This window comes from Shinella kummerowiae, from assembly GCF_009827055.1.
In the GTDB taxonomy this organism is placed as follows: Bacteria; Pseudomonadota; Alphaproteobacteria; order Rhizobiales; family Rhizobiaceae; genus Shinella; species Shinella kummerowiae.
This window is the reverse complement of record NZ_WUMK01000012.1, coordinates 1-15984: the sequence shown is the minus strand read 5'-3', so window position 1 is coordinate 15984 and position 15984 is coordinate 1. Positions and strand designations below refer to the sequence as shown.

Genomic DNA, 15984 nt, shown 5'->3' with positions numbered 1-15984 from the left:
GGGAGATTAGGGCCTTCGCGCATGCAATCGCAAAACCCCAAGGGAGGATCAAAATGCGAAAGCAACTTCTGACGACGACGGCAGTGATGCTGCTGGCGTTTACCGGCTCCGCATTGGCGGACATGGATGCTGCCAAGAAGTTCCTGGACGCGGAAATCGGCGACATGTCCTCGCTCGACCGCACCGCCCAGGAAGCGGAAATGCAGTGGTTCGTCGATGCCGCCAAGCCGTTCGCCGGCATGGAGATCAAGGTCGTTTCCGAAACGATCACCACGCATGAATACGAATCGAAGGTTCTCGCACCGGCCTTTACCGCGATCACCGGCATCAAGATCACCCACGACCTGATCGGCGAAGGTGATGTCGTCGAAAAGCTGCAGACACAGATGCAGTCGGGCGAAAACGTCTATGACGCCTATGTCAACGATTCCGACCTGATCGGCACGCACTGGCGCTACCAGCAGGCCCGTTCGCTTACCAAGTGGATGGCCAACGAAGGCAAGGACGTCACCAACCCGAACCTCGACCTCGAGGACTTCATCGGCCTGAAGTTCACGACCGCTCCGGACGGCGACCTCTACCAACTGCCCGACCAGCAGTTCGCGAACCTCTACTGGTTCCGCTACGACTGGTTCAACGACGAGAAGAACAAGGCCGACTTTAAGGCGAAGTACGGCTACGACCTCGGCGTTCCGGTCAACTGGTCCGCTTACGAGGACATTGCAGAGTTCTTCACCGGCCGCGAGATCGACGGCAAGAAGGTCTATGGCCACATGGACTACGGCAAGAAGGACCCGTCGCTGGGCTGGCGCTTCACCGACGCCTGGCTGTCGATGGCCGGCAACGGCGACAAGGGCCTGCCGAACGGTCTTCCGGTCGACGAATGGGGCATCAAAGTCGACGAGAAGTCGCGTCCTGTCGGCTCGTGCGTCGCACGCGGCGGCGACACCAACGGCCCGGCCTCGGTCTACGCCATCCAGAAGTACCTCGACTGGCTGAAGGCCTATGCACCGGCGTCCGCCCAGGGCATGACCTTCTCGGAATCCGGCCCGGTCCCGTCGCAGGGCGAGATCGCTCAGCAGATGTTCACCTATACGGCGTTCACCGCCGACTTCGTGAAGGACGGTCTGCCGGTCGTCAACGCGGACGGTACGCCGAAGTGGCGTTTCGCCCCCAGCCCGCACGGCGTCTACTGGAAGGACGGCATGAAGCTCGGTTACCAGGACGTGGGTTCCTGGACGCTTCTGAAGTCCACGCCGGACGACCGCGCCAAGGCCGCCTGGCTCTATGCGCAGTTCGTCGTCTCCAAGACGGTTGACGTCAAGAAGAGCCATACCGGCCTGACGCTCATCCGCGAATCCTCGATCGCTCATCCGTCGTTTACGGAACGCGCACCGAAGCTCGGTGGTCTGATCGAGTTCTACCGTTCGCCGGCCCGCGTGCAGTGGTCGCCGACCGGTACGAACATCCCTGACTATCCGAAGCTCGCCCAGCTGTGGTGGCAGGCGATCGGCGATGCCTCGTCGGGTGCAAAGACCGCACAGGAAGCGATGGACTCGCTGTGCGCCGAGCAGGAAAAGGTGCTGGAACGCCTCGAGCGCGCCGGCGTCCAGGGCGATATTGGCCCGAAGCTCGCCGAAGAGCACGATCTTGAATACTGGAACAAGGATGCCGTCGAAAAGGGCAACATTGCGCCGCAGCTCAAGATCGAGAACGAGAAGGAAAAGCCGCTGACCGTCAACTATGACGAACTCGTCAAGAGCTGGCAGAAGTAAGGCAAAACGGGACGCGGGCGCCTGGCGCCCGCAACCACCATCATCCGATCCCCTTGCCCGCGTGCCGAAAGGTGCGCGGGCCTTTTCGTCTCAGCCGAGCTTCTTGACCCAGAGCGTGTCGATGATGGTCGGGAACAGGCTGTCCAGCATCTCATCGTCGCTGCCGCAGTCGGCAATGCGGGCGAGCTTCTTGTCGAGCGTCAGGTGGGCAAATCCGTGCGCCGTCGACCAGATGCCGATCAGCATGGCCTCGCCCTCCGCGTCGAGTTCGGCACCGTCCGACTGCCCGCGAATGGCCAGTACGGTCTTTTCCAGCGCATCCCACGCCCGCCCGGTCGCCTGCTCCAGCGAGGGCTGGTCCCTCAGGAGGAGGTCGTGGCGAAACATCAGGTGGAAGCGGCCCGGGAAATCCACGGCAAACCGGACATAAGCGACGCCCTGCGCCTTGAGGCGGTCGGCGGCCGTCCCTGTTTCGCCGGCGAGTGTCAGGCGATTGGCGAGCTCCTGATAGCCGAGTGCGGCGATTTCCGTCAGCAGGCCCGCCGTGCCGCCGAAATGATGGGAGGGGGCGGCTGGCGAGACGCCGGCGCGGCGCGCCGTTTCGCGCAGCGTAAACCCCTCCAGGCCGCGTTCGGCCAGAAGCGCATCGGCGGCTTTGATCAGCGTGTCGCGCAGGTCACCGTGGTGATAGCCGCGTTGGGCGGTCTTTTTTTCGTTCATCGTCGGTCTCACGCAATTGTTATCTTTACAGTGTAAAGATTCTGCGCTAGCAAAATGTAAACACTGTTCAGATTTGTCCGGGGTATCATAATGCGCACAAACGGCATGGCAACCACGGACGATGCGGCCGGCACGAAACCGTGGACGCTTTCCGACATGCCGGACCAGTCCGGCAGGTTTGCTGTCGTTACCGGGGCAAATAGCGGCCTCGGCTTCCTGACGGTGCGCGAACTGGCGAGGAAGGGCGCACAGGTGGTGATGACCGCGCGGGACGCGGGCAGGGGGGAACGGGCACTGGCCCGCATCCGTGCCGAGTTGCCTGATGCTGCGGTCGAGCTTCGGCGGCTCGATCTTGCCGATCTCGACGATGTTTCCGCCTTCGCCGACAGGCTCCGCGCCGACGGCCGTCCGATCGATCTCCTGATCAACAATGCCGGCGTCATGATGCCGCCGCGCGGGCTGACGTCGCAGGGCCACGAGACCCAGTTCGGCGTCAACCACCTCGCGCATTTTGCCCTGACCTTGCGGCTGCTGCCGCTGCTTTCCGCATCGAGCAACGCGCGGGTGGTGACCGTGAGTTCGGAGCTGCATCGCCGGGGGCGCATCCATTTCGAGGACTTAAAAGGTGAGCGCAGCTATGGCCGCATGGCCTTCTATGCCCAGTCGAAATTCGCCAATGTGCTGTTTGCGCTGGAACTCGATCGCCGCCTGAAGGCGGTCGGGCTGCCAATCCTCAGCCTCCTCGCCCATCCGGGCTATTCGGATACCAACCTCCAGACCAATGCGACCTCCGGCGTGCTGCGTCTTTTCATGTCTATCGGCAACCGCTTCCTCGCGCAGAATGCCGAGCAGGGTGTGCTCAATCAGCTTTATGCGGCGACCGCCGAAGGTCTTCGCGGCGGCGCCTTCATTGGCCCGGATGGTTTTCGCGAGATGCGCGGTTCGCCGTCCCTGGTGCATCCGCTGCCCGCGGCGACCGATCCCGACCTTGCCGCACGGTTTTGGCGGCTTTCCGAAGACCTGACCCATCTGACTTTCCCCTCGACCGCGGAGCGCATGCAATGAACGAACTGACCATGGATGGCTGCCAATTCTTCCGGGCATGGATCCGTGATCCCCTGCGGGTCGCCTCGATCACACCCTCCGGAAAGGCCTTGGCAGACCTCATCGTGCGCGAGATCGGCCCCGAGACCGGACGTGTCATCGAGCTTGGCCCGGGCACCGGGGTTTTCACGCGCGCATTGCTGCGGCGCGGGGTCGCGGAGGAGAATATCCTGCTCGTCGAGAAGGGGGCAGAGTTTGCAGCGCTCCTCCAGCAGCGCTTCCCCAAGGCAAAGATCGCCTGCATCGATGCGACGGACATCGCCCGGTTCTGCCCGGAGTCCGCCGGTGCGGCCATCAGCGGCCTGCCGCTGCTGTCGATGCGGTCGCCGACGGTTCATGCCATCCTCGGGGGCACCTTTGCCCGGCTTGGCGAGGGCGCGGCGCTCTACCAGTTCACCTATGGCCTTCGTTGCCCGGTGCCGCGCGCGGTGCTTGACAATCTCGGATTGTCCGCGGCGCGGGTCGGCGGCACGCTGCGCAATGTTCCGCCTGCCTTCGTCTACCGCATCAGCCGTAAACCCTAACCGTACCGTTTGCCGGATTCCATGCATTGCGCACCGCGGGGTCTTCCGCTAAGAGACCCCGCGGTTTTCTCCCGCGCGCTCGCGCGTACATCTGGAATAGCGGTATACACTCATGGCACGCATCGTGATGAAATTCGGCGGAACGTCCGTCGCTGACCTCGACCGTATCCACAATGTCGCCCGCCATGTGAAACGTGAGGTCGATGCCGGCCACGAGGTCGCCGTCGTCGTTTCCGCCATGTCCGGCAAGACGAACGAACTCGTCGGCTGGGTGCAGGGCATGCCGAAGGTCACCGGCGCCAACTCGCCCTTCTACGATGCGCGCGAATACGATGCCATCGTTGCCTCCGGCGAACTGGTGACGGCCGGACTTCTCGCCATCGCGCTCCAGTCGATGGGCATCGACGCCCGCTCCTGGCAGGGCTGGCAGATTCCGATCAAGACCGACAATGCGCATGGCGCAGCCCGGATTCTCGACATCGAAGGTTCGGAGATGATTCGCCGCATGGGGACTGGCCAGGTGGCCGTCGTCGCCGGCTTCCAGGGGCTTGGCCCGGACAACCGCGTCGCCACGCTCGGCCGCGGCGGCTCGGACACCTCTGCCGTCGCCATCGCCGCCGCCGTCAAGGCGGACCGCTGCGACATCTATACCGACGTCGATGGCGTCTACACGACCGACCCGCGCATCGAGCCGAAGGCCCGCCGCCTGAAGAAGATCGCCTTCGAGGAAATGCTCGAAATGGCGTCTCTTGGCGCCAAGGTCCTGCAGGTGCGCTCGGTCGAGCTTGCCATGGTGCACAAGGTGCGCACCTTCGTTCGCTCCTCTTTCGAGGACCCCGATGCGCCGGGCATGGGCGATCTTCTGAACCCGCCCGGTACGCTGATTTGTGATGAGGATGAGATCGTGGAACAGGAAGTCGTAACCGGCATCGCCTATGCCAAGGATGAAGCGCAGATCTCGCTCCGCCGCGTCGCCGACCGGCCGGGCGTTTCGGCCGCGATCTTCGGCCCGCTCGCCGAGGCGCATATCAATGTCGACATGATCGTCCAGAACATTTCCGAGGACGGTTCCAAGACCGACATGACTTTCACGGTGCCCTCGGGCGACATGGAGAAGGCGCTCAGGGTCCTCGATGGCGCCAAGGAGCAGGTCGGTTTCGACGTGATCCAGCACGAGACGGGCCTGGTGAAGGTTTCGGTCATCGGCATCGGCATGCGCAGCCATGCGGGTGTTGCGGCCTCGGCCTTCCGGGCGCTTGCCGACAAGGGCATCAACATCAAGGCGATCACCACCTCCGAGATCAAGATTTCCATCCTGATCGACGGTGCCTATGCCGAACTCGCTGTTCGGACTTTGCATTCCGTCTACGGTCTCGATAAGAAGTAATGACCGGCCGAGTCGGCGCCGATCCTGTGATCGCCAGCGCGGGCAAGCGCTGGTGAGGTAACGTCATTTTCGGGAGACGCCACGCGATGAGAGATCTCTCCGCGGGTCCGCGCGTTCTTCTCAAGCGGCTGCGCGAATTGATGGCGGAGCCGCTCGAGCCACAGGAGCGCCTTGACCAGATCGTGCGCCAGATCGCGCAGAACATGGTCGCGGAAGTGTGCTCGGTCTACGTGCTGCGTTCCGATGGCGTTCTCGAACTCTATGCCACCGAAGGCCTCAATCCCGGTGCCGTTCACCTGGCTCAGCTCAAGATGGGCCAGGGTCTCGTCGGCACGATCGCCGCGTCCGCGCGGCCGTTGAACCTCTCCGACGCGCAGTCCCATCCTGCTTTCACCTATCTGCCGGAAACGGGCGAGGAGATCTACCACTCCTTCCTCGGCGTTCCTATCTTGCGCACCGGCAGGGCGCTCGGCGTGCTTGTCGTGCAGAACAAGGCGAGCCGCACCTATCGCGAAGACGAGGTAGAGGCGCTCGAAACGACAGCGATGGTGATTGCGGAAATGGTGGCGACAGGCGAGCTGAAGAAGCTCACCAAGCCCGGCCTCGAGCTGGACCTGTCGCGCCCCGTGTCGATCGAGGGTTCGAGTTTTGGCGAGGGCATCGGCCTTGGCTATGTCGTGCTGCACGAGCCGCGCATCGTCGTCACCAATCTGCTCAACGAGGATTCCGAACACGAACTCGGCCGTCTGGCGGAAGCCCTCGGGTCGCTGCGCATCTCGATCGACGACATGCTGTCGCGCCGCGAGATTTCGATGGAAGGCGAGCATCGCGAGGTGCTGGAAACCTACCGCATGTTCGCGCATGACCGCGGCTGGGTCCGGAAGCTCGAAGAGGCGATCCGCAACGGCCTGACGGCGGAGGCGGCGGTCGAGCGGGTGCAGAGCGAGACCAAGGCGCGCATGATCCGCCTGACGGATCCCTATCTGCGCGAGCGCATGCACGATTTCGACGATCTGGCGAACCGGCTGTTGCGTCAGTTGACCGGCTATGGCGCAAAACTCTCTGCCAGCAACTTTCCGAACGATGCGATCGTCGTCGCGCGCGCCATGGGCGCTGCGGAACTGCTCGACTATCCGCGCGAGAATGTGCGCGGCCTCGTGCTGGAGGATGGCGCCGTCACTAGCCATGTGGTGATCGTCGCGCGCGCCATGGGCATCCCGGTGGTTGGCCAGGCGGCAGGCGCGGTGGCGCTGGCCGAAAATGGCGATCCGATCATCGTCGACGGGGAAGACGCGCGGATCCATTTGCGGCCGCTGCAGGATCTCCAGCGTTCCTATGAGGAGAAGGTCCGTTTCCGGGCCCGCCGGCAGGAGCAATATCGTGCACTGCGCGCCGTCGAGCCGGTGACGCGGGACGGCCAGGCCATCAATCTGCAGATGAATGCCGGACTGCTGGTCGACCTGCCGCATCTCAACGAATCGGGTGCTTCCGGCATCGGTCTTTTCCGCACCGAGCTGCAGTTCATGATCGCCTCCACCATGCCCAAGGCGGAGGAGCAGGAGGCGTTCTACCGCAACGTCCTGAAACAGGCGGGCGGGCGTCCGGTGACGTTCCGCACGCTGGATATTGGCGGCGACAAGGTCGTTCCTTATTTCCGCGCGGCGGAGGAAGAAAACCCCGCGCTCGGCTGGCGCGCCATCCGCTTGTCGCTCGATCGCCCGGGCCTTCTGCGCACCCAGCTTCGCGCCATGCTGCGTGCCGCCGCCGGCGCAGATCTGCGCCTGATGCTACCGATGGTCACCGAGGTTTCCGAGCTGAAGGAGGTTCGCGACCTTCTCCAGAAGGAAATCCAGCGACAGTCGAAGATCGGCGACCAGCTGCCGAAGAAGCTGCAATTCGGCGCAATGCTGGAAGTGCCGGCCCTGCTGTGGCAGCTCGACGAGCTGATGGCCGAGGTCGATTTCGTCTCCGTCGGCTCGAACGACCTCTTCCAGTTCGCAATGGCGGTCGACCGTGGCAATGCCCGCGTTTCCGATCGTTTCGATTCGCTCGGTCGTCCGTTCCTGCGCATCCTGCGCGATATCGTACGTGCCGGCGTGCGCAATGACACGACCGTGACGCTGTGCGGCGAGATGGCGAGCAAGCCAATCTCTGCCATGGCATTGCTTGGCATCGGCTTCCGCTCCGTCTCCATGTCGCCGGCGGCGATTGGCCCGGTGAAATCGATGCTGTTGTCGCTTGATGCCGCCAAACTGGAAGCGATGCTGATGCCCGCGCTGGACGATCTGAAGCCGACCGCTTCGATCCGCCAGATCCTCACTGACTTCGCGGCCGAAAACGGCGTTCCGCTTTGAAATTGACTGGAGTTTGAACGGTGGCGAAGCTTCCCGTTGAAAAGATGCGCGAACTCGAACGCCGTTTCGGCGAGATCGAGGCCCGCATGTCGGCGGGGCCGGATTCGGAAACCTATGTGCGCCTCGCCTCTGAATATTCCGAGCTTCAGCCGGTCGTGACGAAGATCCGTGAATACGAGAAGGTCAATGGCGAGATCGCCGACCTCGATGTGCTGCTCAATGACAAGGCGACCGACCGCGAGATGCGCGATCTCGCCGAAATGGAGCTGCCAGACCTGAGGGAACGTCTGGAGGCGCTGGAAAAGGAGATGCAGATCCTGCTTCTCCCGAAAGATGCCGCCGACGAGAAGAGCGCGATCCTCGAAATCCGCGCCGGCACGGGCGGCTCGGAGGCCGCGCTTTTCGCAGGCGACCTTTTCCGCATGTACGAACGTTATGCTGCGGCTCATGGCTGGAAGGTCGAGGTTCTGTCGTCGAGCGAGGGCGAAGCCGGCGGCTTCAAGGAAATCATCGCGACGATCACCGGCCGCGGCGTCTTTGCCAAGCTGAAGTTCGAATCGGGCGTGCACCGCGTTCAGCGCGTTCCGGAAACCGAGGCGAGCGGGCGTATCCATACCTCCGCCGCGACGGTTGCCGTGCTGCCGGAAGCCGAAGAGATCGACATCGAAATCCGGCCGGAAGACATCCGCATCGATACGATGCGCTCGTCCGGCGCCGGTGGCCAGCATGTCAACACGACGGACTCGGCCGTGCGCATCACGCACCTGCCAACGGGCCTTATCGTGACGAGCTCGGAAAAATCGCAACACCAGAACCGGGCCAAGGCCATGCAGGTTCTGCGCTCGCGACTCTATGACATCGAGCGCCAGCGCGCAGACAGCGAACGCTCCGCCGATCGCAAGAGCCAGGTGGGTTCGGGCGATCGTTCGGAGCGCATCCGCACCTACAATTTCCCGCAGGGACGTGTGACCGACCATCGCATCAACCTGACGCTCTATAAGCTCGACCGCATGATGGTCGGCGAGATCGATGAAATCGTCGATGCGCTGGTCGCCGACTACCAGGCCGGCCAGTTGGCGCAGTTGGGCGAACTGGGCCGATGAGCGGCACCAGCCTCGCCGATGCACTGTCCGTCGCGCGGCGCCGGCTTTCAGAGGCGGGCATTGCGGATGCGGCCGGTGATGCGCGCGCCTTGCTCAAGGGCCTGCTGGCATTGACGCCAACGTCTTTCCTGACGGACAGCAACCGCATCCTTGCTCCGGCGGAACAGCAGGCGGTCGATGATGCGATCGACCGGCGCATCCGGCGCGAGCCGGTGCATCGCATCCTCGGTCACCGGGCCTTCTCGCGGCTGGATCTTGCGCTCTCTCCTGAAACGCTGGAACCGAGACCGGATACCGAAATTCTCGTCGATACGCTCGTGCCGCACGCGGAGCGCATCCTTGCCGAGACGGGCCGCTGCCGGATCCTCGATCTCGGCACGGGAACGGGGGCGATCTGCCTTGCGCTGCTCGACCTGGTGCCCGGCGCCGCGGGCGTCGGGGCCGATCTTTCGGCAGGCGCCCTTGAAACGGCGAAGCGCAATGCCGAGATAAATGGGGTCGCCGACCGCTTTGAAGCGGTGGAGAGCGACTGGTTTGCAGCCGTGGCCGGCGCGTTCGACATCATTGTGTCAAATCCGCCCTATATCGTCCGCTCCGTGGTCGGAACGCTGGACGACGAAGTCCGGCTCTACGATCCGGTCCTGGCGTTGGATGGCGGAGAAGACGGGCTTGATGCCTATCGCGCCATTGCCGTCGGGGCGGGCGATCACCTTCGGGAAAACGGCCTGGTGGCTTACGAAATCGGTTACGACCAGAAGGATCAGGTCACCGCGATCATGCGCGAAAAGGGTTTTGCGCGGATTGATGCGGTCCAGGATTTCGGTGGCAACGATCGCGTCCTCGTCTTTTCGAAAGCGGCTATAGTGTAAGTTTGCTGCGCCAGAGCAGCAAATTCCGCAGCCGCAAAGAAAAGGCTTGGAATTGTCCAGGAAGCGGGCTAGGTTGCGGGCACGCACTGGGCAAGAGGTCATGGCACAGAGATTCGTTGCTGCATGACCCGATCTCGAGGGTTTCTCTCTCTGAAGAGTTGCTAGGATTGAAGACTGCCCTGTGCGGGTACCTGTTAATTTGACGTCTTACGGCGACAGGACCACCGACCGGCGTGGTTTGCCCGCGGGTAAGGATGCTTGATCTGGCGTGTCCCGATCAAGCGTGCAGACACATGATCATCAAGACACGATACGTTAGGTGAGTGACATATGAGGCCAGGACAGCAAAACAAGCGCGGCCGCGGGCGTAATAACAATAACAACAATAACAACAGCACAAGCAGCAACCACAACAATCAGCGCAAGGGCGGAAACCCTCTGACGCGGACCTATGACAGCTCGGGTCCGGATGTGAAGATCAGGGGCACCGCCCAGCACATCGCTGAAAAGTACTCGACGCTTGCCCGGGATGCCCAGAGCGCTGGCGACCGTGTCATCGCGGAGAACTATCTCCAGCACGCCGAGCACTATAACCGCATCATCGCCGCCGCACAGGCGCAGATGCAGGAGCGCTTCCCGCGCGATGAGCGCCCCGACAACAACGACCGCAATGATTTCAATGATCGGGACGGATACGACCGCGATCAGGACGAAGTCGATTCGACGGCTGTTGATGCGCCGGCGCCCGTTGCCGTCGTTGCTCCGGTGGCCACCCCTGTCGAACAGCCCGTCGTCGATGGTTCCGGCCCGCAGCCGGTAATCGAGGGCACGCCGGCAGAAGTCTCGCTCGAAGAGGAAGCTGCCGCACCCGCCGGCCGTGCACCGCGCCGTCGCACTGCGGCCCGCCCGCGCCGTCCGCGCCGTGGCGAAGCCGCGGCCGAAGGCGGCGATGCGCAGCCCGCCGGTGAAGCGGCTCCGGCTCTCGAAGCGTCGGAATAACATCCTCTGCCATGCATCGAAGAACCCGGCCTTGTGCCGGGTTCTTGCGTTTTGGAAGGTGCTGCCCACGAAAATTCTCCGCTGGGATTGCGACACTCCCTTTAATTCGGAAAACCCCTCCACCATATTCCTCACAGGCGGTTGACCGGTCTTAAGGCCGGGGAACCGCAGGTATGAAAGGTTCGCCTTGATGGGGGCCTTATCCTAAACGTCGACCGGTGCCTCGAAGGGCCGGCCGAGTACTGGAGGTAGATGATGAATATTGAAAAATACTCCGAGCGCGTCCGCGGATTCCTGCAATCCGCTCAGACAAAGGCGCTGGCGGACGGCCATCCGCAATTCACGCCGGAGCACGTTTTGAAAGTGCTGCTCGATGACGAGCAGGGCATGGCCGCATCCTTGATCGAACGGGCCGGAGGCAGCGCGCGCGATGCGCGGACCGCCAATGACGCCGCCCTTGCCAAGCTGCCGAAAACCACCGGCGGTAACGGTCAGGTCTATCTTTCGCAGCCGCTTGCAAAGGTCTTCTCGACGGCCGAAGACGCCGCCAAGAAGGCCGGCGACAGTTTCGTCACCGTCGAGCGCCTGCTCTTGGCCCTGGCGATCGAGAAATCCGCGGCGACGTCCGAGATCCTGGCCAAGGCCGGCATCACGCCGACCAAGCTCAACCAGGTAATCAACGATATCCGCAAGGGCCGCACCGCCGATACGGCAAGCGCCGAGCAGGGTTTCGATTCGCTGAAGAAATTTGCCCGTGACCTGACGGCCGATGCGCGCGAAGGCCGCCTCGACCCGGTGATCGGCCGCGACGACGAAATCCGCCGCACGATCCAGGTGCTGTCGCGCCGCACCAAGAACAACCCGGTCCTGATCGGTGAACCCGGCGTCGGCAAGACGGCGATCGCCGAGGGCCTTGCGCTGCGCATCGTCAACGGCGACGTGCCGGAAAGCCTGAAGGACAAGACGTTGATGGCGCTCGACATGGGCGCGCTGATCGCGGGTGCGAAATATCGTGGTGAATTCGAGGAACGCCTCAAGGCCGTGCTGACGGAAGTGCAGGCGGAAGACGGCGAGATCATCCTGTTCATCGACGAGATGCACACGCTGGTCGGTGCCGGCAAGGCGGAAGGGGCAATGGACGCCTCCAACTTGCTGAAGCCTGCGCTCGCCCGCGGCGAACTGCACTGCGTCGGCGCCACCACGCTCGACGAGTACCGCAAACATGTCGAGAAGGATGCGGCCCTTGCCCGCCGGTTCCAGCCCGTCATGGTGGAAGAACCGACTGTCGAGGATACGATCTCCATCCTGCGCGGCCTCAAGGAGAAGTACGAGCAGCACCACAAGGTTCGCATCGCCGATGCGGCGATCGTTGCTGCCGCGACCCTCTCCAACCGCTACATCACCGATCGCTTCCTGCCGGACAAGGCCATCGACCTGATGGATGAAGCCGCCGCGCGGTTGCGCATGCAGGTGGATTCCAAGCCGGAAGAGCTCGACGAATTCGATCGCCGTATCATCCAGCTGAAGATCGAGCGCGAGGCCTTGAAGAAGGAAACCGACCGCTCGTCGCAGGACCGGCTCGAAAAGCTCGAGCTCGACCTTGCCTCGCTCGAAGAGCAGGCCGGTGCGCTGACCGCGCGCTGGCAGGCGGAAAAGTCGAAGCTCGGCCGTGCCGCCGACCTGAAGCGTCAGCTTGACGAGTTGCGCAACGAATTGGCCATTGCCCAGCGCAAGGGCGAGTTCCAGCGCGCCGGTGAGCTTGCCTATGGCATCATTCCGAAGCTCGAAAAGGAGCTGGAAGATGCGGAAGGCCGCGATGCCGGCGATGTCGATCCGATGGTGCAGGAAGTCGTGACCGCCGACAATATCGCCCATGTGGTCTCCCGGTGGACGGGCATTCCCGTGGACAAGATGCTGGAAGGCGAACGCGACAAGCTGTTGCGCATGGAAGACGAGCTCGCCAAATGGGTTGTCGGCCAGGGTGACGCCGTGCAGGCGGTTTCCCGTGCCGTCCGCCGCGCGCGCGCCGGCCTTCAGGATCCGAACCGGCCGATCGGTTCGTTCATCTTCCTGGGCCCGACCGGTGTGGGCAAGACGGAACTGACCAAGGCGCTCGCCCGCTTCCTGTTCGACGACGAGACGGCGATCCAGCGCATGGACATGTCGGAATACATGGAGAAACACTCCGTGGCCCGGCTGATCGGTGCGCCTCCGGGCTATGTCGGTTACGAGGAGGGTGGCGCGCTGACCGAATCCGTCCGCCGCAGGCCCTACCAGGTCGTGCTGTTCGACGAGATCGAGAAGGCGCATCCGGATGTCTTCAACGTGCTCTTGCAGGTTCTCGATGACGGCCGCCTGACCGATGGTCAGGGCCGCACCGTGGATTTCCGCAACACGATGATCATCATGACCTCCAACCTCGGCGCCGAATATCTGACGGCGCTCGGCGAGAACGAGGACAGCGACACGGTGCGCGACCAGGTGATGGATGTCGTCAAGATGGCGTTCCGGCCCGAGTTCCTGAACCGTGTCGACGAGATCATCCTGTTCCACCGCCTCAAGCGGTCGGAGATGGGGGCGATCGTGGCCATCCAGATGGAGCGTCTGCGCAAGCTGCTCACTGATCGCAAGATCGTTCTCGATCTCGATGAGGACGCCGTGCACTGGCTGGCCGAAAAGGGCTACGATCCGGTTTATGGTGCGCGTCCGCTCAAGCGGGCGATCCAGAAGCACCTTCAGGATCCGCTGGCGGAAAAGATCCTCGCCGGCGAGATTCCGGACGGCTCGACCGTCAAGGTGACCGCCGGGTCCGACCGGCTGCTCTTCTCGCCGCGCAATGCGACGGTGAGCAAGGCCGCCTGAGATCGGTCATCGATTGGATAAAAACGAAGCGCGGGTCTCGGCCCGCGCTTTTTTGTTTCCGCCAATGTGATGGAAAGCGGGTCAGTGCGTCTCGGCGACTTCCGTCGTTCCTTCGCCACGGCCCAAGAGGTCGTCGATGCGCTTGCGCTCGATTTCGAACTGCGCAAGAGCCTTGCCTTCCAGCGACTTACCACCGGGCAGGCGGATTTTCAGCGCGTCCACCTTGTTGCCGTTGACGATCAACTCGTAATGCAGGTGCGGGCCGGTCGAAAGACCGGTCGTGCCGACGAAGCCGATGACCTGGCCCTGGCGCACTTTCGCGCCCGGCTTGACGCCTTTGGCGATGGCGCTCTGGTGATTGTAGGACGAGACATAGCCATTGGCATGGCGGATAAGCGTCTGGTTGCCGTAGCCGCCGGAATCCCAGCCGGCCTTTTCGACCACGCCGTTGCCGGCGGCGATGATCGGCGTGCCGCGGGGTGCGGACCAGTCGACGCCGGTATGCATGCGCGAGAAACCGAGGATCGGATGGCGCCGCATGCCGAAGCCGGAGCGGAACGTGCCGTTCGGGACCGGATTGCGCAGCAGGAACTGCCGGATGCTTTTGCCGTCCTGGTCGTAATAGTCGACCGCGCCATCATCTGCATTCTGGAATCGGTAGACGCGGGTTTCCGTGTCGCCGAACTTCGCGTCGAGGAAGAGTATTTCCGAGTCTTCCGTCGCCGTGCCGTTCTCCCCGGTGACGGAGAAGAAGGCTTCCAGCGTGTCGTTCGGGCGAAGCTGCGCCTGGAAATCGACATTGCTGGCGAGGATGCGAATGACCTCTGCCGTCATGTCCCTGCCCATGCCGTAGGACAGCGCCGCACGATAGATGCCGTCATAGACACGCGGCAGGTCGCGTCCGGCGATGATCGCGGGACGGCCATCGTCGTCGAAGGCCGTCGCCACGGCGTCGAGGACCGGTGGTTCGGCGCCGCTGACGAAGCGGCCGCTGTCGTCGAGTGCCGCCGTCATCACATGGTGACCGCGCGAATAGACGCTGGCCCGGACGATGCTCGCTTCCTTGCCCTTCTGTGAAATGCAGATGCGCAGCACATCGCCTTCGGCGAGTTCCTTGCTGCCGAGTTGACCTTCGAGATAGGCGGACAGGTCGTCGGCCTGGGCTTTGGTGTAGCCGGCAGCCGTCATGAGCTCGCCGATTTCGGCGGCGCGGCGCACGGGGATCACGTCGTCGGCATATTCCGTGTCGTCAGGGGTCAGCGTGTCGAAGGTCGACACGCTCATGTTCTCCTCGACGACGCGGGCCGTCAGCCCCTGCAACAGGTCGAGTTCGGACGATTCGGAAGCGAAGCGTTGCGGGTCGACATAGGAAAGTGAAGCCACCTGCGTGTCGCCGTCCGTCAGCACCGAGCCGTTGGTGCGGACATTCTCCTCGACTTCCTCGATCGACATCTGGTCGGCATAGTCGAGTGCCGAGCCGTCCGTCGGGAAAGCATCGGTTTGCAGCGCGACTTCCGATTCCACGTCGGAACCATAGATCGTGCCCATGCGCGAGGCGGGCGCGGCATCCTTGCCATTGGTGGAGAAGATCGCGAGCGGATCAAAACGCGGATAGTCATCACCGGTCGTGTGGTTTGCGGCAAGCGCCATCTTCACATGGGCGAAGGGCTGGCGGCGCACCACTTCCTTCTCGCCGTCATGGATCATGGTGGAGATTTCCATGATCTTCTTGTCGGCGGGTTTCGCGACGATCGAGGTTTCGATGACGCGTTCGCCGCGCTTCGCGCTCTCGCCCGTCTTGTTCGGGGAGGCGAGTGCTGCAAAGGCTTCGGCCGGAATGGCGAGCTGCTGGCGCCCGTCGAGCGCTGCGAAGAGGGCGACCCCCATAAGGATGGAAGAGGTGATGCCGGTCAGGAACGTGCCGGACAGCCAACGCAGGGAAATTTCGCGACGGTCGGGCGCCTTGCGCCCATCGGCGAGGATCGGCGGTTCGTTGCCGAGGGATCGGGTCATGTTCCGGTCGGTGGTCATGCCGATTGTGCTTCGCCCTGTATCACTGGTTTTTGTTGTTAGCGCGGGACCATGCACGCACGAGGGCATGCGAGTCAAATCACGCGGGTTGCTGACATCCCTCTAGACGTGCGGAATGTGAAAATCTGAGGGCAATCACGGCTATTTACCGTTCCCGCCCTATGAAAGTCCCGGAAATCCGGGGGAAATGAAAATGCGGACTGCTTTTCCGAAGAAATTTTCAAAAAAATGTCACATGGCCTGTTGACGTACGGCG

At 63.0% G+C, this 15984-nt stretch carries 11 protein-coding genes; 9 read left to right on the top strand and 2 right to left on the bottom strand.

Translation table 11 applies throughout. The features are described 5' to 3' along the window. Positions 1–53: 53 nt before the first annotated feature. A complete protein-coding gene (locus GR138_RS26345; RefSeq protein ID WP_160862243.1) occupies positions 54–1775 on the top strand; it encodes an ABC transporter substrate-binding protein in 1722 nt (573 codons plus the stop codon). Positions 1776–1865: 90 nt separating this feature from the next. On the opposite strand, the gene GR138_RS26340 is transcribed toward GR138_RS26345, so the two are convergent. After that, entirely contained in the window at positions 1866–2495 is a 630-nt protein-coding gene (locus GR138_RS26340; protein ID WP_160862242.1) for a TetR/AcrR family transcriptional regulator, read from the bottom strand. Positions 2496–2600: 105 nt separating this feature from the next. Here GR138_RS26340 and GR138_RS26335 point away from each other — a divergent pair, with 105 nt between their 5' ends. The 8 genes from GR138_RS26335 (at position 2601) to clpB (ending at position 13697) form a co-directional block, all read left to right on the top strand. Further along, positions 2601–3560, top strand: coding sequence for an oxidoreductase (locus GR138_RS26335; RefSeq protein ID WP_160862241.1), 960 nt, complete (start codon positions 2601–2603; stop codon positions 3558–3560). Then, positions 3557–4123 (top strand): class I SAM-dependent methyltransferase, encoded by a 567-nt coding sequence (locus GR138_RS26330; protein ID WP_246200742.1) that lies wholly within the window; start codon positions 3557–3559, stop codon positions 4121–4123. Before GR138_RS26335 ends, GR138_RS26330 begins: the two co-directional genes overlap by 4 nt. A 112-nt stretch (positions 4124–4235) precedes the next feature. Continuing rightward, entirely contained in the window at positions 4236–5510 is a 1275-nt protein-coding gene (locus tag GR138_RS26325) for an aspartate kinase (protein WP_160862240.1), read from the top strand. A gap of 86 nt (positions 5511–5596) precedes the next feature. Then, a complete protein-coding gene (gene ptsP / locus GR138_RS26320; RefSeq protein ID WP_160862239.1) occupies positions 5597–7864 on the top strand; it encodes a phosphoenolpyruvate--protein phosphotransferase in 2268 nt (755 codons plus the stop codon). Positions 7865–7884: 20 nt separating this feature from the next. Beyond that, positions 7885–8967: a peptide chain release factor 1 gene (gene prfA / locus GR138_RS26315; protein WP_160862238.1), complete on the top strand. Its 1083-nt coding sequence runs from the start codon at positions 7885–7887 to the stop codon at positions 8965–8967. Next, positions 8964–9836, top strand: coding sequence for a peptide chain release factor N(5)-glutamine methyltransferase (gene prmC, locus GR138_RS26310; protein ID WP_160862237.1), 873 nt, complete (start codon positions 8964–8966; stop codon positions 9834–9836). The genes prfA and prmC overlap by 4 nt, the downstream gene beginning before the upstream one ends. 330 nt (positions 9837–10166) lie before the next feature. Beyond that, positions 10167–10835: a DUF4167 domain-containing protein gene (locus GR138_RS26305; protein ID WP_160862236.1), complete on the top strand. Its 669-nt coding sequence runs from the start codon at positions 10167–10169 to the stop codon at positions 10833–10835. Positions 10836–11090: 255 nt separating this feature from the next. Beyond that, positions 11091–13697, top strand: coding sequence for an ATP-dependent chaperone ClpB (gene clpB / locus GR138_RS26300; RefSeq protein ID WP_160862235.1), 2607 nt, complete (start codon positions 11091–11093; stop codon positions 13695–13697). Positions 13698–13778: 81 nt separating this feature from the next. Here clpB and GR138_RS26295 read toward each other — a convergent pair whose 3' ends face one another. Next, positions 13779–15728 carry a M23 family metallopeptidase gene (locus tag GR138_RS26295; protein WP_160862234.1) on the bottom strand — a complete coding sequence of 650 codons (1950 nt, stop codon included), beginning with the start codon at positions 15726–15728 and terminating at the stop codon, positions 13779–13781. Between the last annotated feature and the right edge of the window lie 256 nt (positions 15729–15984).